The sequence below is a fragment of the Dialister sp. genome, assembly GCF_051885895.1.
Lineage (GTDB): Bacteria > Bacillota > Negativicutes > Veillonellales > Dialisteraceae > Dialister.
The window spans coordinates 15,992-37,949 of record NZ_JBJEXP010000043.1; the positions used below are offsets into that span (position 1 = coordinate 15,992).

Consider the following 21,958-nt stretch of genomic DNA (forward strand, 5'->3'; position numbering starts at 1 on the left):
CTATTTTCAAAATCTATATAATCATCCATAATACATATAGAGAATTTGATGCTTCTTTATCTTTTATCTACAAACTTTACATTTTCTTTACATTCGTGAGTTACCATAAATCTAACAGTTTGTGCGTTTTTTATGGAGGGCACCATGTTTAGTCTTGTCAACAAGCACGAAGAGTTTTTTGATTTTCTTGTTACCAATGCAGAATACTTTCACAAGGGAACGCTCATGTCCCGGGAAGTGCTGCAGGATCCGTCCAAGCTGGAAAGGTATGTCAAGGATGTCAAGGCTCTGGAACATTCCGCTGATAAAGTAACCCACGAGATCTCAGCAAAGATGCGCCATGTTTTTATTACGCCCATTGACAGGGAAGATTTTTTTCTGCTGACCACCACGCTGGATGACTGCGTAGATGATATTCAGGATGTGGTTATGAGTCTGAAGCTCTACCATGCAGGCATTGGATCCAAGCTGCCGGTCCGCATGGCAGATATCCTGGTGGAAATGTCTTCCGAGCTCATTGTTCTGTTCCGTCTTCTGAAGGATATTGACAAGAATGAGATGGAAATCGGAGAGAGAACGAGGAAGATTAATGCGCTGGAAAGTGAAGGAGATGAAATTTACAGAAACGCCATTTCTGACCTTTTTGACGGCACCCATGAAGTGATGGAAATCATCCGCTGGAAGGAAATCATGGAAGCTATGGAAGATACGGCCAACCGTGTGGAGAAGGTGGGCAACCTGATTAAAGAGGTGGTCATGAAATATGCCTGATATCTACATTATCGGTATTGTGATTGTCCTGGCACTCTGCTTTGACTTCATTAATGGATTTCATGATACCGCCAACGCGATTGCCACCTGTGTGGCCACCCGTGCCCTGAGTCCTAAGGTCGCCATTATTATGTCGGCCATTCTGAATTTCGTAGGCGCCATGATTTCAACAGGCGTTGCCAAGACCATCGGCGGAGAGATCGTAACGTCTCCTCATATGGTGGACTCTGTGGTTCTTTCCTCTGCGCTGGCTTCCGCCATTATATGGAATCTTTTTACCTGGCGCATCGGAATGCCGTCCAGTTCTTCCCATGCCCTCATCGGCGGTGTTATCGGTGCCGTAATTATTTCCTACGGCACCGGCGCCATTCATCTGGCCGGCGTTATGACTATTGTACTGGGGCTTGTCCTTTCTCCTGTATGCGCTCTGGCAACAGGCTATATCATGATGACCATTCTTTACATTGCCTTCCGCAATGTGGGGAAATCCCGGGTGAATTATGTGGCTACCCATATCCAGATGGTATCGGCAGCGCTTATGGCTTTTTCCCATGGTTCCAATGATGCACAGAAATCCATGGGCATTATTACCCTGGCTCTTTTATCCGGCGGCTATATCGGACAGCTCGAGGTGCCCTGGGAAGTCAAAGTGGCCTGCGCCATGGCTATGTGTGCCGGTACTTCCGTAGGCGGCTGGCGTATTATCCGTACTGTGGGAAATAAGATTTTCCGCATGCAGCCGGTTAACGGTCTGGCAGCAGACTTGAATTCCGCCATTACCATCTTCTCCGCCACCATGCTCCATCTTCCTGTTTCTACTACTCATGTGGTCACAGGATCCATTATGGGCGTGGGCTGGGCTACCCGCTTCCGTGCCGTTCATTGGAGTGTAGCCTACCAGATGGTTTCCGCCTGGATTATGACAATCCCCTGTACGGCGGCGGTAGGCGCACTGGTTTACCTTATTATTAAACATATACTGTAAAGAATATTGTTTAAGAAAAGCATCGCAGAAGCTGCGGTGCTTTTTTTATGCCCGGCGGCAGACCGGCTTTCTGTTTTTACGCCTCGCATTATCATTAGCAAATGATTCTCAAATATATCTTATTTCTTTAATTTATGTTAAAATAGTACTCGTATAGGTAACCCGGGATGGGTATACCGGGAGGTGTATATGTTAATTCAATGGTTCCCTGGCCATATGACGAAAACGAAGAGGATGATTGAGGATCATCTGAAGGCGGTGGATGTAGTGGCTGAACTGCTGGATGCCAGAATTCCCGCATCCAGTGCCAATCCCATGGTGGAAGAACTGGTGAAGGGAAAGCCCCGGATCGTCATTTTAAACAAGGCGGACCTGGCTGATCCGAAGAAGACAGACCAGTGGATTTCCTATTACAGGAAAAGGAATATTCCCGTAGTGCCCATGAGTGTAGGAAACGGAAAGAACAAGAAGAAGCTGATGGCCCTGATTCGGGAAACGGCAAAGCCGATTCTGGATAAATGGTATAAGAAGGGGCTGAAGAACCGTTCTGTCCGCCTGATGATTCTGGGCATTCCCAATGTGGGAAAATCGTCCCTCATCAATTTTATAGCCGGTACGGCTGCAGCCAGGACAGCCAATACACCCGGTCATACCCGGGGCAAGCAGTGGGTGCGCCTGTCGGAAGGACTGGATCTTCTGGATACGCCGGGGGTGCTCTGGCCGAAGTTTGATGACCAGACGGCAGCTCTGCGGCTGGCGGCTACAGGCGCTATTGCAGGAGATGTTTTTAATCCGGATGAAGTGGTGCCGGTGCTTCTGTCCTCTCTGGCTGAGACGGAACCGCAGATCCTAAAGGATGTATATCATATTGAGGATGTGCATCAGGATCCCCAGCTTCTTCTGGAAGCGGCAGGGCGGAGACGGGGATGCCTCCTTCCCGGCGGCGCCATCGATTATGACCGGGCGGAAACGGCGGTCCTTCATGATTTCCGCAGCGGAAAACTGGGCAGAATCACGCTGGATCCGGTGCCGGGAGAGGAAGAAAAATGAAGATAGCAGACATACGGGACATCCTGAAGCAGGGAGACGTGCCGGATGAAGTGATGAAGGAAATCCTGGCGGATCCCAGAAAAGGAGTGCAGACCCTGGTTTCTTCCTACATGCGCCGGCTGGAACGGGAAAGCAGAGAAAGGCTCCGGGTGGAGTCCCTCTATCAGGTAGAAAGCGAATTCTATAAAAAGGGAATCCACTATGTGGCCGGAATCGATGAAGTGGGAAGAGGCCCGCTGGCAGGACCGGTCACGGTGGCGGCAGTGATCTTAAAGCCCCACTGGTTTGCTGCCGGACTGAATGATTCCAAGAAGGTCACGCCCCGGCACAGGGAGGAACTTTCTGAAAAAATCCACCGGGAGGCTGTGGATATTTCCATTGTCAGTCTTCCTCCGGAGGAAATTGATGCCTTGAATATTTATCAGGCTACCATGCTGGCCATGTATCAGGCGGTGAAAAATCTCAAGGTGCAGCCGGAGGCGGTTATTGTAGATGCCATGCCCCTCCATTTTCCTTTTCCTACCGTATCTATGGTTCATGGAGATGCCAGGAGTGCTTCTGTAGCGGCTGCTTCCATTGTGGCTAAGGTATACAGGGATCATCTCATGGATGAGTATGATCAGAAATACCCGGGCTATGGTTTTGCCCAGAATAAGGGATACGGCACAGCAGAACATATCGAAGCTATAAGAAATCTGGGCATTACACCCATTCACCGGAAAAGCTTTGAACCGGTGAAAAGCATGATATTGGACAGATAAATGGGAGAAGGTTCTCTTTTCATTTTTTACAGCAGGAGGAATGGCAATGAAACAATGTATGGATTCAGAAAATCTTCACCGCAGGTTGAAAAAGATTGTCGGCCAGGTACAGGCCATTGACCGGATGATTGATGAGGATATTCCCTGTGAGGATGTGATCAGCCAGGTCAATGCGGCTAAATCCGCTCTGCACAAGGTGGGACAGATTATTCTGGAAGGGCACCTGCAGCACTGCGTCCGTGACGGCATCGAGCACGGAGATGCGGATGAGACGATTGCCAAATTTGCCAAGGCAGTGGAACGGTTTTCCAATATTATATAAAGGTTCCGCTGCGGCCTGACAGCTGTTCTCTATTTCATGAAGTTAGTATATAATGAATAGTTTTTATATAAAAACACCAAATACAATAGAGGCAGATGAGTAAAAATTATGCCAGCATTTAACAACATTAGAACTATCTTTTGAGGACCTGCTTTTGTTGTCACTGGCTTGCTACGGTGCTACAATTTTAATTGTGGCATAAGATGGTTAATCTGTCTTATTGCGCCGTTTTATGTATGATGGAGGTTTTCTTGTATCCTGTCAATCTGACTATGAAAGGGGTTCCCTGTCTTGTCATCGGCGGAGGGCATGTAGCACTCCGGAAGGTGAAAAGGCTGCTGGGGGAAGACGCAGAAGTGACCGTGATTTCTCCTGTACTGACAGAAGAAATGGAGCGGCTCTTCAGGGAAAAGCGTATTTCCTGGAGAAAAGCATCCTATCAGCCCGGAGACGCCAGGGGCTATCACTTTGTGGTTACGGCCTGCGGTGTGCGCCAGGTGGCTGAATGGGTGCATGAGGAATCTCTTCATGATTCATTTTTATATAATGCTGCAGATTTTCCCTCTTTGGGAAACTGTTCTCTTCCTGCAGCTTTTGAGACGGGGGGCATCCATTTTGCCGTTTCTACCGATGGCCGGTCTCCGGCTATGGCTAAATATGTCAAGAACTGGCTGAAAGGGCAAATCCCCCCTTCTTTTGGTGCCTGGCTGGACCGGGTGGGAGACATCCGGGAAGAATTAAAAAAAGAGGAATCTCACAGCCGGATGCGGGAAGAATTCTGGCATACTGTATTTGACGACAGGATCATGGATCTTGTTATTTCAGGGAAGTTGGACGAAGCAGAGGAGCGTGTGCGTAATGCAGTTAGTTGTTTTAGGTCTGAACCATAAGACCGTTTCTGTAGATATTCGTGAGCAGTTTGCGATTTCGGAGGAAAGCGCCAGAAGCGGACTGCGTCATTTGGATGAGCAGGACGGCATTCAGGAGGCAGTGGTGCTGTCCACCTGCAACAGGACCGAAATTTATGCCGTATTGAAGGACCACAGTGCAAAAAAGACGCTGGAAAACTTTTTCCTGGCTCTTTCCGGCAACAGTGAAGCTAAAAAAGAATATTTCTTCTATTTTGAAGGAGAGGCCTGCATCCGCCATCTGTTTGAAGTGGCTTCCGGCCTTGATTCCATGGTAATCGGCGAAAGCCAGATCCTGAACCAGATCAAGACAGCCTACACCATGGCTCTTTCAGAAAAAGCGACAAAGACCGTTCTCAATACCCTGTTTCATCGGGCAATTACCACCGGGAAACGGGTGCGCACGGAAACACGGATTTCCTACAGCGCCGTATCTGTCAGCTATGCAGCAGTGAAGCTGGCCGAAAAGATTCTGGGCGGGCTGGGTGACAGGACAGCTATGGTGTTTGGCGCCGGAGAAGCAGCAGAGCTTCTGGTGAAAAACCTCATGGGCAAAGGCCTGAAAAAAGTAATCGTTACCAACCGTCATATGGATAAGGCAGAGGATCTGGCTGCCAAAATTCATGGCGAAGCGGTTCCCTTCCATTCTGCCCTGTCTCATGCAGATGATGTGGATATCATTGTTACAGCCACCGGTGCTTCCCAGTACATTGTCAAAGCCTGGGATATCAGAAATCTGATGATGCGCCGTGGCAGCCGTCCTCTGGTTGCCATTGATATCGCAGTGCCCTGCGATATTGAGCCGGAGGTAGGCAATATCCGCCATGTAACTCTCTATAATATTGATGACCTGCAGGAAATTGTAGCCAGCAATATCCGCTTCCGTGAAGAGGAAGCACAGAGGGCGGAAGTGATCGTAGAAGAGGAAATCCGTTCCATTGAAGACCGCTTCAAATATCTGAGCACCCGTCCCGTTATGGTTTCTCTTTCCGACAAGGCTGAGGAAATCAGGCAGCGGGAACTCAGAAAAGGCATGGCTAAAATTGAAGGCCTTACAGATGAGGACAGAAAGGTGCTTTCCCACATGACCCATATGATCGTTCGCAAGATCCTTCGGGAACCCATGATCCATCTGAATGAATATGCAGGTACGGAATGGGAATCGGAAGACAAGTCTGCCGTAGCCCGTCTGTTCAAACTGGACGTAAGAAAGGGGCAGGAGCTTGAAAAATAAATTGACTATTGCCACCAGAGAAAGTCTTCTGGCACTCTGGCAGGCCCATTATATTGCAGATCGGCTGAAGGAACAGTATCCCCGGCTGGAGGTGGAACTTCTTCCTGTCACCACTAAGGGAGATCAGATTCTGGACCGCCCCCTGGTGGAAATCGGAGGGAAAGGACTTTTCATTAAAGAACTGGAAGTGATTCTTCTGGAGGGAAAGGCGGATATTGCGGTCCATTCTCTGAAGGATATGACTGCAGAATGTCCTGAGGGGCTGACCATCGCCGCCGTAACGGCCCGGGAGGATCCAAGAGATGCTTTTGTATCCAATCGGTATCATTCTCTGGATGAACTGCCTCCCCATGCAGTGGTGGGAACTTCCAGCCTGCGCCGGCAGGCCCAGCTTCTTCACTACAGGCCGGATCTTCAGATCAAATCGCTCAGAGGCAATGTGCAGACCCGCCTCCGCCATCTGGATGAAGGAGATTTTGATGCGGTCATCCTGGCAGCGGCAGGTCTCAAGCGTCTGGGACTGCAGGATCGGATTACCTCCTATATTTCTACAGAAGAAAGCATTCCCGCTGCCGGTCAGGGCGTCATGGCGGTAGAAGCCAGAAGCGATGATAAGGAAACAATGTCCCTTCTCTCCTTCCTTCATGACGGCAGGGTAGCCTCCTGCATCCGTGCAGAACGGGCTTTCCTGGCCCGGGTAGGGGGAGACTGCAAGGTGCCTGCAGGCATTTATGCAGTACCTCAGGGAAAAGAGACTATCCATGTGGAAGCCTTCATTGCAGCGCCCGATGGAAAGCAGCTCTACCGCGGTGAGTCGGAAGGTTCCATTTCCCGGGCGGAAGAGCTGGGAAGCGCCATAGCAGGCCGTCTGCTTGATGAAGGCGGACGGGCGGTGCTGGAAAAACTGCAGAAGATATAATTGAAGTGGGGAGATTTTACATGAAAAAAGGGAAAGTCTATTTAATCGGTGCAGGACCGGGAGATCCGGAGCTTCTGACACTGAAAGGGAAAAGGTGCCTGGAAGAAGCGGATGTCATCGTAGGTGACTACCTGGCAGATAAACGGCTTCTTCGTTATGCACGTCCGGGCGCAGAATACGTCTATGTAGGGAAAAAAGCAGGCTGCCATACCATGAAGCAGCATGAAATCAGCCTCCTGCTGGCGGAAAAGGGAAAAGAAGGGAAAATTGTGGCCCGTCTCAAAGGCGGGGATCCTTTCGTTTTCGGCAGAGGAGGAGAGGAAATCGAAGTCCTTCGCAGAGAAGGTGTGCCTTTTGAGGAAGTACCCGGTATAACCAGTGCCATCGCTGCACCGGCTTATGCAGGTATTCCGGTGACCCACCGCGGTGTAGCTGCTTCTTTTGCAGTCATTACCGGTCATGAGGATCCTACCAAGGATCAGTCATCCATTCACTGGGATAAACTGGCCGGCGGTGTGGACACCCTGATTTTCCTCATGGGGGTAGGGCATACGGCTCTCATTGCTTCCCAGCTGATGAAATATGGTCGGAGTGCCGACACACCGGCTGCTTTTGTGCGCTGGGGCACCCGTCCCTATCAGGAAACCTATACCACCACCCTGGGTAAAGCCGCTGAGGATGTAGAAAAGCTGGGCATTCAGCCTCCCGCTGTCTTCATCGTGGGAGATGTGGTGAACCTGAGAGAGGAAATGCGCTGGTTCGACAACCGCCCGCTCTTTGGCAAGCGGATTATCGTCACCCGTTCCCGCAGCCAGGCATCCCGTCTGGTGGATGTGCTCAATGAAAAAGGAGCGGAAACCCTGGAAATTCCAACCATTTCCCTGGAAGAACCGTCCGATGATTTCAAAGGTATGGATGAAGCCATTGATCGTCTGGAAATGTATGACTGGCTTCTTTTTACCAGCCAGAACGGGGTGGATTCCTTCTTCCGCCGCCTGTATCACTTTGGGAAAGACACCCGGGCCTTAGGCCATTTGAAAATCGGTGCCATCGGGCCGGCTACGGCTCGTGAGCTTACCCGCTACGGACTTCATGCAGACTGTGTACCGGAAAAGTATAAGGCGGAAAATCTCCTGGCGGAAATGAAGCCCCTGCTGAAAGGATATGAAAAGATCCTTATCCCCCGGGCCAAGGTGGCAAGGAGCATTCTGCCCGAAGGGCTCCGCACTATGGGCTGCAGGGTGGATGTGGTGGAAGCCTACCGCACGGAACCGGATGTGAAAAACCGGGAAGTTCTGCTGGATGTGCTGCAGCATCACGGTGCCGACATCATTACGTTCACAAGCTCTTCCACCGTGTACAATCTGATGAACCAGATTGACGGACAGACAAAGCTTCTGGAAGGTGTTACCCTGGCATGCATCGGACCTGTTACTGCCGCTACATGCAGAAAATATAATCTGGAACCATCTATCATTTCTGATGTCTTTACGATTGATGGCCTTGTCAATGCGATTGAAAAAGGAGTCGAAAAGAAATGAAATTAAACACACTTCGCCCAAGAAGATTGAGAAGAACGGAAGCTATCCGTTCCATGGTCAGAGAAAATTCCCTGGAACTGAATGATTTTGTTTATCCTATTTTCGTAGTGCCCGGCACTAACATCAGAGAAGAAATCCCCAGCATGCCCGGACAGTACCATCTTTCCGTAGACAATGCGGTCAAGGTGGCAGAAGAAGTTTATAAAATGGGCATTCCGGCAGTGGAAGTCTTCGGACTTCCTGAATACAAGGACGATATCGGTTCCTCTGCCTGGGATATGAAGAGTCCGGTACAGCGCGCAATCCGCGCCATTAAAGACGCCGTGCCCGATCTGGTCATTGTGGGCGATGTCTGCCTCTGCCAGTATACAAAGAGCGGTCACTGCGGCCAGCTGAAAGGCCATGAAGTGGATAACGATCCCACGCTGGAACTTCTGGCCAAGGTAGCTCTTTCCCAGGCTGAATGCGGCGCCGACATTGTGGCACCTTCCGATATGATGGACGGCCGTGTGGCTAAAATCAGAGAAACACTGGATGCCAATGACCTTCAGAATGTTTCCATCATGTCCTATGCTGTAAAATATGCTTCCGGCTATTATGGCCCCTTCCGCGATGCGGCTGACTCCGCTCCCCAGTTCGGTGACAGAAGAGGATACCAGATGGATCCTGCCAACAGCCGGGAAGCCATGAAAGAAGTGGATCTGGATATGGCAGAAGGCGCCGACATCATCATGGTTAAGCCGGCACTGGCTTATCTGGACATTGTGCGCCAGGTCAGAGACCATATCAACCGCCCGGTAGCAACCTACAACGTTTCCGGCGAATACGCCATGGTCAAGGCAGCTGCTGCCAAAGGCTGGATCGATGAAAAGAGAATTGTCATGGAATCCCTGCTCTGCATGAAGCGGGCCGGTGCCGATATTATCATTTCCTACCATGCTCCTGACGTAGCAAAATGGATGAAGGAGGAAGCAGGAAAATGATCGATCTTGCCAAGTCTAAAGCCGCCTTTGAAGAAGCGCGGAAATATATGCCCGGTGGTGTGAACAGTCCTGTCCGTTCCTATCCGCATATGGGATGCCCGCCGCCTTTCATCCGCGAAGCGCACGGCTCCCACATTACCGATATTGACGGTAATACCTACATTGATTATGTAGGCTCCTGGGGCCCCATGGTTTTGGGACATGCTCATCCTGCTGTGATTCATGCCATTCAGCAGGCGGCAGAACGGAGTACAAGCTATGGCGCTCCTACCCTTATGGAAACGGAAATTGCAGAGCTGATTCATGAAATCTATCCGTCCATTGAAAAGATGCGCATGGTTAATTCCGGTACGGAAGCAACCATGAGTGCCCTCCGGGCAGCCCGGGGATATACAGGACGGGATAAAATCCTTAAATTTGAAGGATGCTATCATGGACATGGCGACAGCCTTCTGGTGAAGGCCGGCTCCGGCGCCGCTACCTTTGGAAGTCCTGACAGTGCCGGCGTGACTAAAGGCACAGCCAAAGATACCCTGGTGGTTCCTTATAATGATATTCCCGCCTTTACAAAGATGATGGATGAACAGGGCGATGAAATTGCTGCCGTTATCGTAGAACCGGTAGCCGGCAATATGTGCTGCGTGCCGCCGGTGGAAGGCTTCCTGGAAGCACTGCGCCGGGAAACGGAAAAGCATGGCACTGTCCTCATTTTTGATGAAGTTATGTGCGGCTTCCGCACCACTTTCCATGGTGCCCAGGCCCGCTACCATATCCACCCTGATATGACCTGCCTCGGTAAAATCATCGGCGGCGGTCTCCCTGCAGCAGCCTATGGCGGCAGAAAAGAAATCATGAACTGCATTGCTCCTGACGGATCCGTCTATCAGGCAGGCACTCTTTCCGGAAATCCTCTGGCTGTAACAGCAGGGATTGAAACGCTGAAGCAGATGATGGCAATTCCTGATTTTGACAAAATTCTGGAAAAGAAGACGGAAACCCTTCTGAAAGGCTGGAAACAGGCGGCTGATCAGGCCGGTGTTCCTCTCGTATGCCATCAGTCCGGTTCCATGTTCGGCATTTTCTTCTCCGATAAAGATGTGCTCAACTACCAGGATGCCTGCAGTGCCAACGCAGCCCGCTTCAAGGCATGGTTCCTCTCCATGCTGGATCAGCACATTTATCTGGCGCCTTCTCCCTTTGAAACACTCTTCATGTCCTACGCCCACAGCGAAGAGGACATTGAAAAGACCATCAAGGCAGCCGGCAGAGCCATGGAAGAAGCAGCAAAGGTCAAATAAAGACAGTAAAAAATCACGGTACTCCCGAAGGGAGCCGTGATTTTTTTGATGGGAAAGAAAGCAGGAGCAGATAGCTGAGGGATTTCTGCTGGCCTGTATCGACCGGGCCATCAGTCATGATGATTTGTTTCGCCATCATATTAACTTTACAGAAAATTATTTTTAATTACCTTTACTTCGATAAATATCTATGCTATAATATAAACATCGAAGAGGTTCGATAACGAGCCTCCCTGCGTGTTGAAAACAAAGGAGAAATTCTTATGAAATTATCTGACAAACTTTTAAAGGCTCTGAATGATCAGGTGAATATGGAATTCGGTTCTGCTTATCTGTACCGTTCTATGGCTCATGATATGAAAAATCTGGCGCTGAACGGCTATTCCAAATGGCTGGACAAGCAGTACGAAGAAGAACGGGAACATGCCTTCAAGATTATTTCCTACATTGAAGACCGGGACGGCGTGGTTGATTTCAAATCCATTGAAGGGGTAAAGAAACATTATGACAAACCGCTGGATGCTGCCAAAGATTCCCTGGCTCATGAAGAAAAAGTAAGCGCTTCTATCCGCCACCTCTTCAAGCTGGCCAGAGAAGAAGGCGATATAGAGACTGAAGTTTTCCTGCAGTGGTTCATTACAGAACAGATTGAGGAAGAAGTAAATGCCCGCGACAATGTAGCCGGCTTTGAAAAGGCAAAGGACTGCGAAGGCCTGCTCTACATGTTCGATGCACACCTGGCTGACCGCTGATTCTATTATTTGATACGAAAGTACCTTCCCCCGGGAGGGTACTTTTTTTGTGGAATCAGGAAATAGTGAAATTTCCGAGGAATCCCTGCTCTTTCCGAAACAGTGCGGAGAAAAGCCGGCAGGAGTAAGAAACTTCAGCAGGCAGCAGTGCAGGATGTATCACGCTTTAAGTCTAAGGCCGGGCAGATATTTCCTGCTGAACCGGTATCGCTGTTTCCTCATTTCCCTCAAATAAAATATACACACCCACCGCCGGCTATGATATAATTTATCGGAAGAGTACAGAAAAGGGGAGGGGCCATGTCGGACAAACCACGCAAGTTTATTATATTGACAGCCAGTATAGGAACAGGACACAGTCAGGCAGCCCGGGCCATTGCGGAAGCGATCCAGTCTTCCCATCCTTCCGACTCTGTCAGTGTTCTTGATTTCGTTTCCAATAACCGGCTGTCAGTGGATCACATCATCAAGGATACTTATCTCAAGATGATTGATGTATTTCCTTCTATGTACGATCATTTATACAGTGATTCGCAGAACAGCCGGTTCGGACAGGTGTCCCAGCTCATGCTCTCGCTGACCTTCAAGCGGAGAATGAGGAATCTGGTGAATACCCTGAAACCGGATGCAGTGGTCTTTACCCATCCGTTCCCGGCAGGTGCGGCAGATCTTTTAAAGGCGGAAGGAAAAATCAGCGTTCCCCTTCTGGGCGTGATTACAGATTTTGATATTCACCAGCTCTGGGTAGACCATTATCTGGATGCTTTCTGCGTAGCAACCCCGGATTTGAAAGAGCTTATGGAAAGCTATGATGTTCCCGGAAGCATGATTCATGTGACCGGTATTCCTGTGCGCCGTTCCTTCTATGAGCAGGCTGCGGCAGGAAAGCCTTTTGAAAAGGGCCGTGTCCTGGTTATGGGAGGCGGCCTGGGGCTGGGTAATGTGGTAGACAATATCGTCAGACTGGATGAAGTGGAAGAAATTTCCAAATTTATTGTAATTACCGGGAAAAACATCAGCCTTTACGAGAAAATTGCTGCACTGTCCGATAAACTGCACCATCCGGTGGAGCTCCACAGCTATACCAATAAAGTGGCTGAAATCATGGCAAGAAGCGAAATTCTTGTTACCAAACCGGGCGCTCTGACCTGTACGGAAGCCATGGTTATGCATCTTCCCATGGTGCTTGTCAATACGCTGCCTGGACAGGAACGGGCCAATGCGCTTCATATGAAGAAACAGGGCTGCGCTGAATGGGTTAAGCGGGGCGAACTGGCAGAGACTGTGAGAAGCATTCTGCGCAATCCTGCCCTTAGAAGCCGTATGGCTTCATCCTGCGGAGATGTCCATCCCGACAGTGCCAGAGATGTGGTCGGGGTTCTCTATGATCTGCTGGAGGCAAAGCCGTAACGGAAAAAGGTTTTCTGTCGGCATCTTGACCATTCCCTGTGATTTTTTGAATCATTAAAAAGGACTCCACAAGGAGTCCTTTTTAATGTGAAATCTGTTATTTTGCCAGCAGGGCCAGCATGATGCCTCCGGAAATGGCAGTACCGAATACACCGGAAAGGTTCGGGCCCATGGCATGCATGAGGAGGAATATTCTTCTGTTTTCTTTCTGTCCCACCAGATGGGAAACACGGGCAGCAATGGGAACGGAAGCAATACCGGCGGAACCGATGAGCGGATTGATTCGCCCGCCGGAAAGACGGCACATGATACGGGCGCAGACGACGCCGGAGCCGGTGCCGAAGGCAAAGGCCACAAGGCCAAGAAGGATAATGAGAAGAGTGCTGGGCGTCAGGAAGGTATCTGCTGCCATGGTAGAACCGATTGCTACAGTCAGCACCAGAGTCACAATGTTCAGCAGGGCATTGGACGCCGTTTCCGCCAGCTTGGTAACCGCCAGGCATTCCCGGAGGAGGTTGCCCAGCATGAGCATGGTAATGAGGGGAGCTACCGGCGGGAGGAAAAGATTGACAATGAAGGCCATGACAATGGGGAAGGCGATTTTCTCAAGCCGGGATACGTAACGGGGCTGCTTCATCATAATATTCCGCTCCTCCTTACTGGTGAGGAGCTTCATGATGGGAGGCTGGATGAGAGGCATAAGAGCCATGTAGGAATAGGCGGCTACAGAAATCTGGGGCAGGAGGTGGGGCGCCAGCTTCATGGTGGTGTAAATAGCCATGGGACCGTCGGCGCCGCCGATGATTCCGATGGAAGCGGATTCTCCCAGGGTAAAGCCGAGAACATCGGCACCGATGAGGGCTACGAAAATGCCCAGATGGGCAGCAGCGCCCAGAATGACCAGGCTGGGATTGGCAATCATAGGTCCGAAGTCCGTCATGGCTCCTACACCCAGAAAAATGAGGGGAGGAAGAATCAGCTTTTCCACCCCCTGGTAGGCATACCAGAAAAGCCCGCCTTCTGATGTGAGAGTAGAACCGGGAACATTGGCTACAATGCAGGAAAATCCTATGCCTACCAGCAGGAAGGGTTCGTATTTTTTGACGATTCCCAGATAGAGAAGCACCAGTCCGGCAATGATCATGACCAGATTTCCCAGGGAAAGGAAGGAAAGCCCGGTCTGATAAAAAAGTTCAGTCAGGAGAGTACTCATGAGAGAGTCCATGGAATTCAGTCCTTTCGTTCAGCAATGCTTCCCAGTTTATTGAGAAGGGGGAAAAAGTGAAGAATCAGTCCTATAAAGGAAATAAAAATAAAACTGAGGAAAAAGTCAATCACTGAGAGTATCAGTGCACCTGTAAGATTATCCGGTAATGTCATCATATGTTCATATTTCTGATCTGCTCATTGGCCTGACGGATAAGGAGCAGTCTTGTCCTTTCTTCTGCTTTATCTAAAACAGTTTTCTTTAACACAATGGAACGTTTCAGAAGGCCGTGGCCGATTTCACCCTGCTCGTCCCAGGCCTTGATGGCCAGCGTCACATCCCTGTCAGTGATAGCGATAATGGAGGCGTGGACAGTCACGGTCATGCCAAGACTGGAGGGAGCCGTATGGACGAAATTAATGGAAAGCCCTATGCTGGCATACTCCTCCGGAAGATAAGGGTCGATGGCTTCGATGGAAGCATCAATGGCCCAGTGAATGAGACGGGGTGTGGCAAGAAGGTTTTTGAAATCATTGGAATAATTATCTGCTGCATCCTCATGCTGGATGACTCTGGTGGCCATGGCATTCTGGCCTAAGGAGAGATAATCGGAAAGATTAATGGTTGGTGTATCCATAAGAAAATCCTTTCAACATAAATTTCAGGGCGGTACCATCCCTTTGGAGCACGGAAGCACTCCTTCATTTGGCATGATTATAGCCAATTAATTGATAGATGAATAATACAAAAATAGTCAATATTAATAACTTAAAAACTATAATATAGACAAATAATTATAATTTATTATCTATGAAAATGGCCTAAAAATATAGAATAAAGCAAGATAAAGACAGGAAAAGTCAGAAATACAGATTGATAGGATAGATCCTATGAATTGAAAGGAGAAAACAGAGGATAAAAGGAGCGGTTAAATGCCGGCATTCTCCCTGGCTCCTGAAATACTGTCAGCTTCTGCATCAGCAGAAGGGGAGTAAAGGTGGGACATAGAAGCATAGCAGGTCTGGAGGTGAAAGATAAAGAAACGGTGACACCGCGGATACATAAAAGTTCTTGACCCATTGATGAAGAATGAAGGAGAGGGAGGAAAGGCAGTATAAAAACAGAGATGCAGAAGATCGGTGTCAAAAGGCAGCAGGCATGCATGGGAAATGGCTCTTCTGCTCCTTCGTCATTTCAAGTGCAGGGAAGCGGAGTTGAGGAATCTTCCTCCCAATAAGCAGTAAAATCGAATGTCTTTCATTTTCAGGTTTTCTCTATGACTCAAAGGCTGCAAAGAAACTTTGTCACCTTTTCATGGCAGCCTATGAATGAAGTGAACTATAATCGGTCTTCACATGCAGGCATTGTTCTTCTGTTCTCAGGATCCTTTTCTTAAAAATTTCTTGACAAACGGCTTCAGCCGTACTATAGTAAGTGCATACATGTGATGACGGAGACATGATGTGTTCGACAGTCTTTTCAGAGAGTCTGCGGCCGGTGTGAGCAGATAGGATAACGAATGGATTACCGCTCCCGAACAGAAGGATTGAAATCCTCCCGGCCGGCTGCCGTTACGAGCCTTAGAGTAAAGCGCAAGCTTTAATTTGGGTGGAACCGCGGAAGATAACTTTCGTCCCTTAGTGGGACGGAAGTTTTTTTATTACTATGTTTCCGTGAAGGCTGTCCCCAGCAGCTGTGGAAACGATAGAGGAAAGGAAGATTTGCATGATTACAATTAAACTTAAAGACGGCAAGGAAAAACAGTTTGAATCCGCTGTTTCCCTGGCTGATGCAGCCAAAGCAATTTCCAACAGCCTTGGCAGAGATGCTGTTGTAGCTAAGGTGAACGGTGAACTCACCGATCTCCGTGATCCCATTGTGGATGGAGCAGAAGTAGAATTTTTCACAAAGGAAGATAAAGAAGGACTCTTTACTCTGCGCCACACAGCTTCCCATGTGATGGCTCAGGCCATTCAGCACCTTTTCCCGGGAACTAAATTTGCAATCGGCCCGGCTATTGATGATGGATTCTATTATGATCTGGATTCTGATCATGTATTCAGCCAGGAAGATTTCGCAGCCATTGAAAAAGAAATGGCAAAGATTTCCAAAGAAAATATTCCTCTGGTCAAGAAAGTTGTCAGCCGCAGCGAAGCACTGAAATTCTTCCAGGATAAAGGACAGGACTACAAGGTCATGCTGATCAACGATCTGCCGGAAGATGCAGAAATTTCTCTGTATGAACAGGGAGATTTCACTGATCTCTGTGCAGGCCCTCATATGCGTTCCACCGGCAAGGTGAAGATTTTCAAGATTATGACGGTAGCCGGTGCTTACTGGCGCGGCGATTCCAAGAATAAAATGCTGCAGCGCATTTATGCAACCGCCTTCTTCAAGAAGGAAGATCTGGATCATTTCCTCTATGTCCGCAGCGAAGCAGAAAAGAGAGATCACAGAAAACTGGGCAAACAGCTGGATCTCTTCTCCTTCCATGATGAAGGTCCCGGATTCCCATTCTTCCATCCAAAGGGAATGGTTCTCAGAAATAAACTGATGGACTATGAAAGAGAACTGTTCAAGGAATTCGGCTATGTAGAAATCATGACCCCGATTATCCTGTCCAAGCAGCTCTGGATCCAGTCCGGCCACTGGGATCACTATAAAGAAAATATGTACTTCACCAAGATTGATGATGAAGATTATGCAATTAAACCGATGAACTGCCCCGGCGGAATTCTCTATTTCAAGACCCAGCAGCGTTCTTACAGGGATCTGCCTATGAGAGTCGGTGAATTCGGTATTGTTCATCGTCATGAACTCCGCGGCGCACTCCATGGACTCTTCCGTGTACGCTGCTTCACCCAGGATGATGCTCATATTTTCATGACCCAGGATCAGATGAAGGACGAAGTCATCAAGTGCATGGCTATGTACAAGAAGATGTACGGTGTATTTGGACTGGAATATCATGTGGAATTGTCCACCCGTCCGGAAAATTCCATGGGCAGCGATGAACTCTGGGAAATTTCTACCAACGCTCTCCGGGAAGCTATTGAAAAGACCGGTGTTCCCTATCAGATTAACGAAGGGGACGGCGCATTCTACGGTCCGAAGCTTGACTTCCATGTACAGGATTCCCTGGGACGTACCTGGCAGTGCGGCACCATTCAGATGGATATGCAGCTGCCGGAACGGTTCGATGTGAACTATATCGGCGAAGACGGTGAAAAACACCGTGCCGTTATGCTGCATCGTGCCGGCTACGGCTCCCTGGAACGCTTCATCGGCATCCTGATTGAACATTTTGCCGGCGCATTCCCCACCTGGATCGCACCGGTACAGGTCAAGGTTATTCCGGTTACAGAAAATCATCTGGAATATGCTAAATCTGTGGCAAAGACACTGTCTGAATCGGATATCCGCGTAGAAGTGGAAGAAGCCAATGAAACCCTGGGCTACAAGATCCGCAAGGCACAGATGGAAAAAGTTCCGTATATGCTGATCGTAGGCGACAAGGAAATGAAATCTCATACTGTTTCTATCAGAAGCCGCAAAGCAGGGGATATCGGTTCCCAGATGGTTCCCATGTTCGTAGCTAACCTGATTCGTGAGATTAAGAACAAGGAATGCTGATATGCAGAAAGAATTTCAGAGCGCTGATGTAGCAAGGGCTGCTGTGCGCATGGCTTTGTCGGAAACGAGGGCGGATGAAAATGAGCTGCGGGAACAGCTGGCAGCGCAGGGAATCCGTTCCGTAGCGGTTAATTTTGGCGGTAAATTTACGGAAATCCTTCCAAAGATTTTTGAATCCGCCATTGTAGCTGCCCAGAGGCAGCATGTCATTTCTGATACCCATGTGGGGGATGGCTCTGTGCTTGGTGCGATGGAATCTGCAATCGAACAGGTCAAGCTTATGGCTATCGGCATGAATGTTGGTGGAAAGATCGGAATCGCACGGTGGAAAGAACATCTCTGCGTAGCTGTATTTGTAGGGGTAGGGGTGCTCCATTTCAACGAAGTGACCATTGGATTGGCCCATCGGGTTTTACGAAATGACTTGACAGATTGATCTGTATGATGTAGTATATATCTTGTAATTGATTGCAAGCAGAAGTCATCCGCTTCTCACCTTACAAGGCGCAGGCTACTAAGGTTTTACGTATGTACTTGAGGCGGACAGTGTATGCTGTCCGCTTTTTACTTGCAATGATTTCTATTTCGGAGGTGAAAAGAATAGGTAAAGAACTCAGTATCAATGAACAGATTCGGGCAAGAGAAGTCCGTGTAGTCAGTGATACAAACGAACAGCTGGGGATCATGACGCTTCATGAAGCAATCCGCATTGCGGAAGATAAAGGACTTGATCTCGTCGAGGTGGCGCCTAATGGCCGTCCACCGGTGTGCCGTATCATGAATTATGGCAAGTACAGATATGAACAGCAGAAACGTGATAAGGAAGCAAAGAAGAAACAGAAGGTATTCCAGATTAAGGAAGTCAAACTTCGTCCCAATATTGAAGATCATGACTTCTTTGTCAAACTGAAGAATGCCCAGCGTTTCCTCGGAGATGGGAACAAAGTGAAAGTGACCATTATGTTCCGCGGAAGAGAAATGAGCCACCCCGAACTGGGGCAGGAAGTTCTCGATCGCTTTGCAAAAGAGCTCGGTGACTCCATTGTTCGCGAAAAGCCACCGAAATTAGAAGGGCGCAATATGACCATGGTCATTGGCCCAAAAGCATAAAAAGGAGAGACAGATATGCCGAAAATGAAAACCCGTCGCGCTGCGGCAAAACGTTTTACCGAAACAGGATCCGGTCAGTTCAAGAGAAATAAAGCCTTCAAGAGCCACATTCTCGAAAAGAAATCCCAGAAGAGAAAGAGAAACTTCAGGAAAGCAGCACTGGTTTCCAAGTCTGATTACAAACGCGTAGCAAGATTGCTTCCAAACGGCTAATAAGGAGGATTAGAGAATGGCAAGAGTAAAAAGCGGTGTTACCGCCCATGCAAGACATAAGAAAATTCTGAAACTGGCTAAAGGCTACAGAGGTGCCCGTCACACTCAGTTCAGAAAAGCAAATGAACTGGTGATGAAGGCTCTCTACTATGCAAGAAGAGACCGTAGATCCAAGAAGAGAGAATTCCGTAAGCTCTGGATCGTTCGTATCAATGCAGCTGCCCGTCAGAACGGCCTGACCTACAGCAAGCTTATCGCCGGCCTCGCTAAAGCAGGCATCGAAGTTAACCGCAAGATGCTGTCCGAACTGGCTATCAGCGATCCTGCAGGCTTCACCAAGATTTGCGAAGCAGCAAAGAACGCTTAATTTCCATGCAGAAAAACACCGTTTCTTCGGAAACGGTGTTTTTTATTGATGCTATTAAAGCATGTGTTTATTATATGATATAATAGAAATAAAGAATCCATTTACGGCGCTTCCTCAGAACAGAACATATTTTCCTTTCTATCATAGATATCATTTTCTTTCTGTGTGAAAGCACAGAGTTCGAGGAGAAATCTTCGAGAAAGGCAGGAGTATGATGGCAAAGAAGTACAGTGAAGAGGAAATTGAAATGCTGGCTGAAAAAGCTGCGGAAAATGCCATGGAGCACTTCAAACATGGACTGAACTGCGGAGAATGCGTGCTGCAGGGCTTTCTGGATCTTGGCATTACTGACTATCCCCATGATATTGTAGGCCTTGTTTCCGGCTTTGGTGCCGGCATGGGAGCCACCGGCCATACCTGCGGTGCGGTCAATGCGGGTATGGTGGTGATCGGATCAGAAAAAGGAAGAAAGAATCCCTATGCAAAGCCTACCTTTGAAGAAAGGGTGGATGAGCTGAATCATCCTGAAACAGGTATTTACGCCCGCCACGGGGACTATATCCGTCAGTGCTTCCAGGAGCTGGGAACCATTGAATGCCGGGATCTCTGCATTGCCTATCCTTCATTTCATTCTAAAGAGCGGGCCAGAAACTGCAAGAGAATCATCGGTATTGCGGCTAAACTGGCTGTCAGGGCTGCGTTGAAGGAATAGGCGGTGAAGTCCTTTGAAATATGTAATCGTAGGCGGTGTAGCCGGCGGCGGTTCTGCGGCTGCCAGACTGAGGCGTCTTGATGAAACGGCGGAAATTATCCTGTTTGAAAAAAGCGGATATGTATCCTTTTCCAACTGCGCCATGCCTTTCTATCTTTCCGGCATGGTAGCCGATGGCAGCTCCCTTATCCTCATGAATCCGGAAAAGTTTATGAAGCAGTACCATATAGAGGCAAGGGTGCGGCAGGAAGTTATCCGTATTGACAGAAACAGGAAAATCGTGTCGGTCAGAAAACTGGAAACAGGAGAAATCTATGAAGAATCCTATGACCGGCTTATTCTCTGTCCCGGAGCCAAGCCTCTCCGCCCGGCCTCCATTAAGGGCCTGGACAGACCTGAAGTGTTTACCATCCGCCATGTGGAAGATATCCTCCGTCTGCAATCCAAAATAGAGGAACCTTCCTGCAGGAATGTAGTGATTATAGGCGGTGGATTCATCGGTATGGAAGCCGCAGAAAACCTGGTTTCCTGCGGCAAGTCCGTAACGGTCTGCGAAGCTGCTTCCCAGGTTCTGCTTCCTTTCGATGAAGATATGGTGCAGATTCTGCACAAAGAGCTTTTAGACCATGGAGTCCGTCTGATCGTTAATGATGGTGTGAAGGAAGTAAAGGGCCATTCTGTACTTCTTCAGTCCGGAAAAGAAATCCCCTGTGATGCGGTGGTGCTGGCCATAGGGATTCGTCCCGATACGGAACTGGCGGAAAAGGCAGGTTTGGCTTTGGGAGAAACAGGGGCCATTTCCGTGGACAGCACCGGAAGGACATCGGATCCTTTCATCTATGCAGCCGGTGATGCAGTAGAGGTATATCATGCATTAAGCCGCCGCTGGACCAAACTGGCGCTGGCAGGACCGGCGCAGCAGGAAGCCAGACGGGCAGCTTCGGCTGTCTGCGGGAGTCCTTTAAGAAATCCCGGCGTTCTGGGGTCCTTTGCCATCAAAGTCTTCGATTACCATGCCGCTGCCACAGGGCTCAATGAAAAAGCGGCAAAGGAGGCAGGCATTCCCTATGATTCAGCGATTGTGATTCCCTTTGACCGGGTAAGCATTATGCCCGGCGCCTGTCCTCTTTTTTTCAAACTGATTTATGAAAAAATCACCGGCAGGCTGCTTGGGGCCCAGTGCATCAGCAAAGGGGATGCGGAAAGAAGAGTGGATACTGCAGCTGCCCTGATTTCCAGGGGCGCTGTTCTGGAAGATGCCAGGGATATGGAGCTCTGCTACATGCCTCTCACCGGTACAGCCAAGGATGCGGTGAACCTGGCGGGGATGGTGGGGCTCAATCTGCTTCACGGCGAATACCGGCAGGTGCCTGTTTCCATGGCCCGCAAGCTGGTGGAACAAGGGGCATTCATTGTAGATGTCCGTGAAAAGGGAGAGTATGATCAGGGACATCTGAAAGGAAGCCGGAATATCCCGCTTTCCCAGCTGCGGGAACGGATGCGGGAAATTCCAAAGGATTGTCCTGTCTATCTTCACTGCCGCAGCGGCCAGAGAAGCTACTATGCTATCCGGGCACTGCAGGGAAGAGGATACAGGAATCTTTATAATATGTCCGGCTCTTTTCTCCTGATTTCCTTCTATGAGTATTTCAGAGACAGGACCCTGCGCAGAGAGCCTGTAGTTACAGACTACCAGTTTCATTGACTTTAACGAAAATTACAGATATCCATCTCCGGCAGCTTTATGATTGGATCAAAAAAGCCTTTGCGCTTCAGCAGCGC

Annotated in this window: 22 protein-coding genes and 1 other annotated feature; of the genes, 20 read left to right on the top strand and 2 right to left on the bottom strand. The window is 49.0% G+C overall.

The features are described 5' to 3' along the window. The first annotated feature begins 144 nt into the window (after positions 1 to 144). The 13 genes from ACI4N7_RS04040 (at position 145) to ACI4N7_RS04100 (ending at position 12,934) form a co-directional block, all read left to right on the top strand. Complete coding sequence (locus tag ACI4N7_RS04040) at positions 145 to 771, top strand: DUF47 domain-containing protein (protein WP_439732083.1); 627 nt, start codon at positions 145 to 147, stop codon at positions 769 to 771. Then, the gene (locus ACI4N7_RS04045) at positions 764 to 1,756 is read left to right on the top strand and encodes an inorganic phosphate transporter (protein WP_439732084.1); all 993 of its coding nucleotides are present in this window, start codon (positions 764 to 766) and stop codon (positions 1,754 to 1,756) included. Before ACI4N7_RS04040 ends, ACI4N7_RS04045 begins: the two co-directional genes overlap by 8 nt. A gap of 189 nt (positions 1,757 to 1,945) precedes the next feature. Further along, a complete protein-coding gene (gene ylqF, locus ACI4N7_RS04050; protein WP_439732085.1) occupies positions 1,946 to 2,806 on the top strand; it encodes a ribosome biogenesis GTPase YlqF in 861 nt (286 codons plus the stop codon). Further along, positions 2,803 to 3,567, top strand: coding sequence for a ribonuclease HII (locus ACI4N7_RS04055; protein WP_439732086.1), 765 nt, complete (start codon positions 2,803 to 2,805; stop codon positions 3,565 to 3,567). The genes ylqF and ACI4N7_RS04055 overlap by 4 nt, the downstream gene beginning before the upstream one ends. Positions 3,568 to 3,613: 46 nt before the next feature. After that, entirely contained in the window at positions 3,614 to 3,889 is a 276-nt protein-coding gene (locus ACI4N7_RS04060) for a metal-sensing transcriptional repressor (protein WP_439732087.1), read from the top strand. Between the two features lie 236 nt (positions 3,890 to 4,125). Then, the gene (locus ACI4N7_RS04065) at positions 4,126 to 4,779 is read left to right on the top strand and encodes a precorrin-2 dehydrogenase/sirohydrochlorin ferrochelatase family protein (protein WP_439732088.1); all 654 of its coding nucleotides are present in this window, start codon (positions 4,126 to 4,128) and stop codon (positions 4,777 to 4,779) included. Continuing rightward, the gene (hemA, locus tag ACI4N7_RS04070) at positions 4,748 to 6,031 is read left to right on the top strand and encodes a glutamyl-tRNA reductase (RefSeq protein ID WP_439732089.1); all 1,284 of its coding nucleotides are present in this window, start codon (positions 4,748 to 4,750) and stop codon (positions 6,029 to 6,031) included. The genes ACI4N7_RS04065 and hemA overlap by 32 nt, the downstream gene beginning before the upstream one ends. Further along, positions 6,021 to 6,950: a hydroxymethylbilane synthase gene (hemC, locus tag ACI4N7_RS04075; protein WP_439732090.1), complete on the top strand. Its 930-nt coding sequence runs from the start codon at positions 6,021 to 6,023 to the stop codon at positions 6,948 to 6,950. Before hemA ends, hemC begins: the two co-directional genes overlap by 11 nt. A 20-nt stretch (positions 6,951 to 6,970) precedes the next feature. Next, on the top strand, positions 6,971 to 8,491 hold the full coding sequence (gene cobA / locus ACI4N7_RS04080; RefSeq protein WP_439732091.1) for a uroporphyrinogen-III C-methyltransferase: 1,521 nt from the start codon (positions 6,971 to 6,973) through the stop codon (positions 8,489 to 8,491). Next, a complete protein-coding gene (gene hemB, locus ACI4N7_RS04085) occupies positions 8,488 to 9,474 on the top strand; it encodes a porphobilinogen synthase (protein WP_439732092.1) in 987 nt (328 codons plus the stop codon). Before cobA ends, hemB begins: the two co-directional genes overlap by 4 nt. Continuing rightward, a complete protein-coding gene (gene hemL / locus ACI4N7_RS04090) occupies positions 9,471 to 10,772 on the top strand; it encodes a glutamate-1-semialdehyde 2,1-aminomutase (RefSeq protein WP_439732093.1) in 1,302 nt (433 codons plus the stop codon). Before hemB ends, hemL begins: the two co-directional genes overlap by 4 nt. A 263-nt stretch (positions 10,773 to 11,035) precedes the next feature. Next, positions 11,036 to 11,524: a ferritin gene (locus ACI4N7_RS04095; RefSeq protein ID WP_439732094.1), complete on the top strand. Its 489-nt coding sequence runs from the start codon at positions 11,036 to 11,038 to the stop codon at positions 11,522 to 11,524. A 300-nt stretch (positions 11,525 to 11,824) separates the two neighbouring features. Beyond that, positions 11,825 to 12,934 (top strand): MGDG synthase family glycosyltransferase, encoded by a 1,110-nt coding sequence (locus ACI4N7_RS04100; protein WP_439732095.1) that lies wholly within the window; start codon positions 11,825 to 11,827, stop codon positions 12,932 to 12,934. 97 nt (positions 12,935 to 13,031) lie between these two features. Here ACI4N7_RS04100 and ACI4N7_RS04105 read toward each other — a convergent pair whose 3' ends face one another. Further along, positions 13,032 to 14,147: a sodium ion-translocating decarboxylase subunit beta gene (locus ACI4N7_RS04105; RefSeq protein WP_439732096.1), complete on the bottom strand. Its 1,116-nt coding sequence runs from the start codon at positions 14,145 to 14,147 to the stop codon at positions 13,032 to 13,034. A 166-nt stretch (positions 14,148 to 14,313) separates the two neighbouring features. Further along, on the bottom strand, positions 14,314 to 14,778 hold the full coding sequence (locus tag ACI4N7_RS04110) for a thioesterase family protein (protein WP_439732097.1): 465 nt from the start codon (positions 14,776 to 14,778) through the stop codon (positions 14,314 to 14,316). Between the two features lie 801 nt (positions 14,779 to 15,579). Then, positions 15,580 to 15,782 (top strand) — a binding site (T-box leader). An 84-nt stretch (positions 15,783 to 15,866) separates the two neighbouring features. Here ACI4N7_RS04110 and thrS point away from each other — a divergent pair. From thrS to ACI4N7_RS04145, 7 genes are all read left to right on the top strand, one after another. Further along, positions 15,867 to 17,774: a threonine--tRNA ligase gene (thrS, locus tag ACI4N7_RS04115; RefSeq protein ID WP_439732098.1), complete on the top strand. Its 1,908-nt coding sequence runs from the start codon at positions 15,867 to 15,869 to the stop codon at positions 17,772 to 17,774. A 1-nt stretch (position 17,775) separates the two neighbouring features. Continuing rightward, a complete protein-coding gene (locus ACI4N7_RS04120; RefSeq protein ID WP_439732099.1) occupies positions 17,776 to 18,210 on the top strand; it encodes a HutP family protein in 435 nt (144 codons plus the stop codon). A 137-nt stretch (positions 18,211 to 18,347) separates the two neighbouring features. Further along, entirely contained in the window at positions 18,348 to 18,884 is a 537-nt protein-coding gene (gene infC / locus ACI4N7_RS04125) for a translation initiation factor IF-3 (protein WP_439732100.1), read from the top strand. Positions 18,885 to 18,899: 15 nt separating this feature from the next. Further along, positions 18,900 to 19,097 (top strand): 50S ribosomal protein L35, encoded by a 198-nt coding sequence (rpmI, locus tag ACI4N7_RS04130; RefSeq protein ID WP_439732101.1) that lies wholly within the window; start codon positions 18,900 to 18,902, stop codon positions 19,095 to 19,097. 16 nt (positions 19,098 to 19,113) lie between these two features. Continuing rightward, complete coding sequence (gene rplT, locus ACI4N7_RS04135) at positions 19,114 to 19,464, top strand: 50S ribosomal protein L20 (RefSeq protein WP_439732102.1); 351 nt, start codon at positions 19,114 to 19,116, stop codon at positions 19,462 to 19,464. Positions 19,465 to 19,675: 211 nt separating this feature from the next. Beyond that, entirely contained in the window at positions 19,676 to 20,176 is a 501-nt protein-coding gene (locus tag ACI4N7_RS04140; RefSeq protein ID WP_439732103.1) for a C-GCAxxG-C-C family protein, read from the top strand. Between the two features lie 13 nt (positions 20,177 to 20,189). After that, positions 20,190 to 21,881 (top strand): FAD-dependent oxidoreductase, encoded by a 1,692-nt coding sequence (locus ACI4N7_RS04145; protein WP_439732104.1) that lies wholly within the window; start codon positions 20,190 to 20,192, stop codon positions 21,879 to 21,881. Positions 21,882 to 21,958: the final 77 nt, after the last annotated feature.

Coding starts and splice junctions, on each gene's coding strand:
- ylqF (WP_439732085.1), top strand. CDS start 1,946: ATGTTAATTCAATGGTTCCCTGGCCATATGACGAAAACGAAGAGGATG.
- infC (WP_439732100.1), top strand. CDS start 18,348: ATGATTTCTATTTCGGAGGTGAAAAGAATAGGTAAAGAACTCAGTATC.
- ACI4N7_RS04100 (WP_439732095.1), top strand. CDS start 11,825: ATGTCGGACAAACCACGCAAGTTTATTATATTGACAGCCAGTATAGGA.
- ACI4N7_RS04105 (WP_439732096.1), bottom strand. CDS start 14,147: ATGAGTACTCTCCTGACTGAACTTTTTTATCAGACCGGGCTTTCCTTC.
- cobA (WP_439732091.1), top strand. CDS start 6,971: ATGAAAAAAGGGAAAGTCTATTTAATCGGTGCAGGACCGGGAGATCCG.
- thrS (WP_439732098.1), top strand. CDS start 15,867: ATGATTACAATTAAACTTAAAGACGGCAAGGAAAAACAGTTTGAATCC.
- rplT (WP_439732102.1), top strand. CDS start 19,114: ATGGCAAGAGTAAAAAGCGGTGTTACCGCCCATGCAAGACATAAGAAA.
- ACI4N7_RS04040 (WP_439732083.1), top strand. CDS start 145: ATGTTTAGTCTTGTCAACAAGCACGAAGAGTTTTTTGATTTTCTTGTT.
- ACI4N7_RS04045 (WP_439732084.1), top strand. CDS start 764: ATGCCTGATATCTACATTATCGGTATTGTGATTGTCCTGGCACTCTGC.
- hemB (WP_439732092.1), top strand. CDS start 8,488: ATGAAATTAAACACACTTCGCCCAAGAAGATTGAGAAGAACGGAAGCT.
- ACI4N7_RS04060 (WP_439732087.1), top strand. CDS start 3,614: ATGAAACAATGTATGGATTCAGAAAATCTTCACCGCAGGTTGAAAAAG.
- ACI4N7_RS04140 (WP_439732103.1), top strand. CDS start 19,676: ATGATGGCAAAGAAGTACAGTGAAGAGGAAATTGAAATGCTGGCTGAA.
- hemA (WP_439732089.1), top strand. CDS start 4,748: ATGCAGTTAGTTGTTTTAGGTCTGAACCATAAGACCGTTTCTGTAGAT.
- ACI4N7_RS04065 (WP_439732088.1), top strand. CDS start 4,126: ATGATGGAGGTTTTCTTGTATCCTGTCAATCTGACTATGAAAGGGGTT.
- ACI4N7_RS04055 (WP_439732086.1), top strand. CDS start 2,803: ATGAAGATAGCAGACATACGGGACATCCTGAAGCAGGGAGACGTGCCG.
- hemL (WP_439732093.1), top strand. CDS start 9,471: ATGATCGATCTTGCCAAGTCTAAAGCCGCCTTTGAAGAAGCGCGGAAA.
- ACI4N7_RS04110 (WP_439732097.1), bottom strand. CDS start 14,778: ATGGATACACCAACCATTAATCTTTCCGATTATCTCTCCTTAGGCCAG.
- ACI4N7_RS04095 (WP_439732094.1), top strand. CDS start 11,036: ATGAAATTATCTGACAAACTTTTAAAGGCTCTGAATGATCAGGTGAAT.
- ACI4N7_RS04120 (WP_439732099.1), top strand. CDS start 17,776: ATGCAGAAAGAATTTCAGAGCGCTGATGTAGCAAGGGCTGCTGTGCGC.
- rpmI (WP_439732101.1), top strand. CDS start 18,900: ATGCCGAAAATGAAAACCCGTCGCGCTGCGGCAAAACGTTTTACCGAA.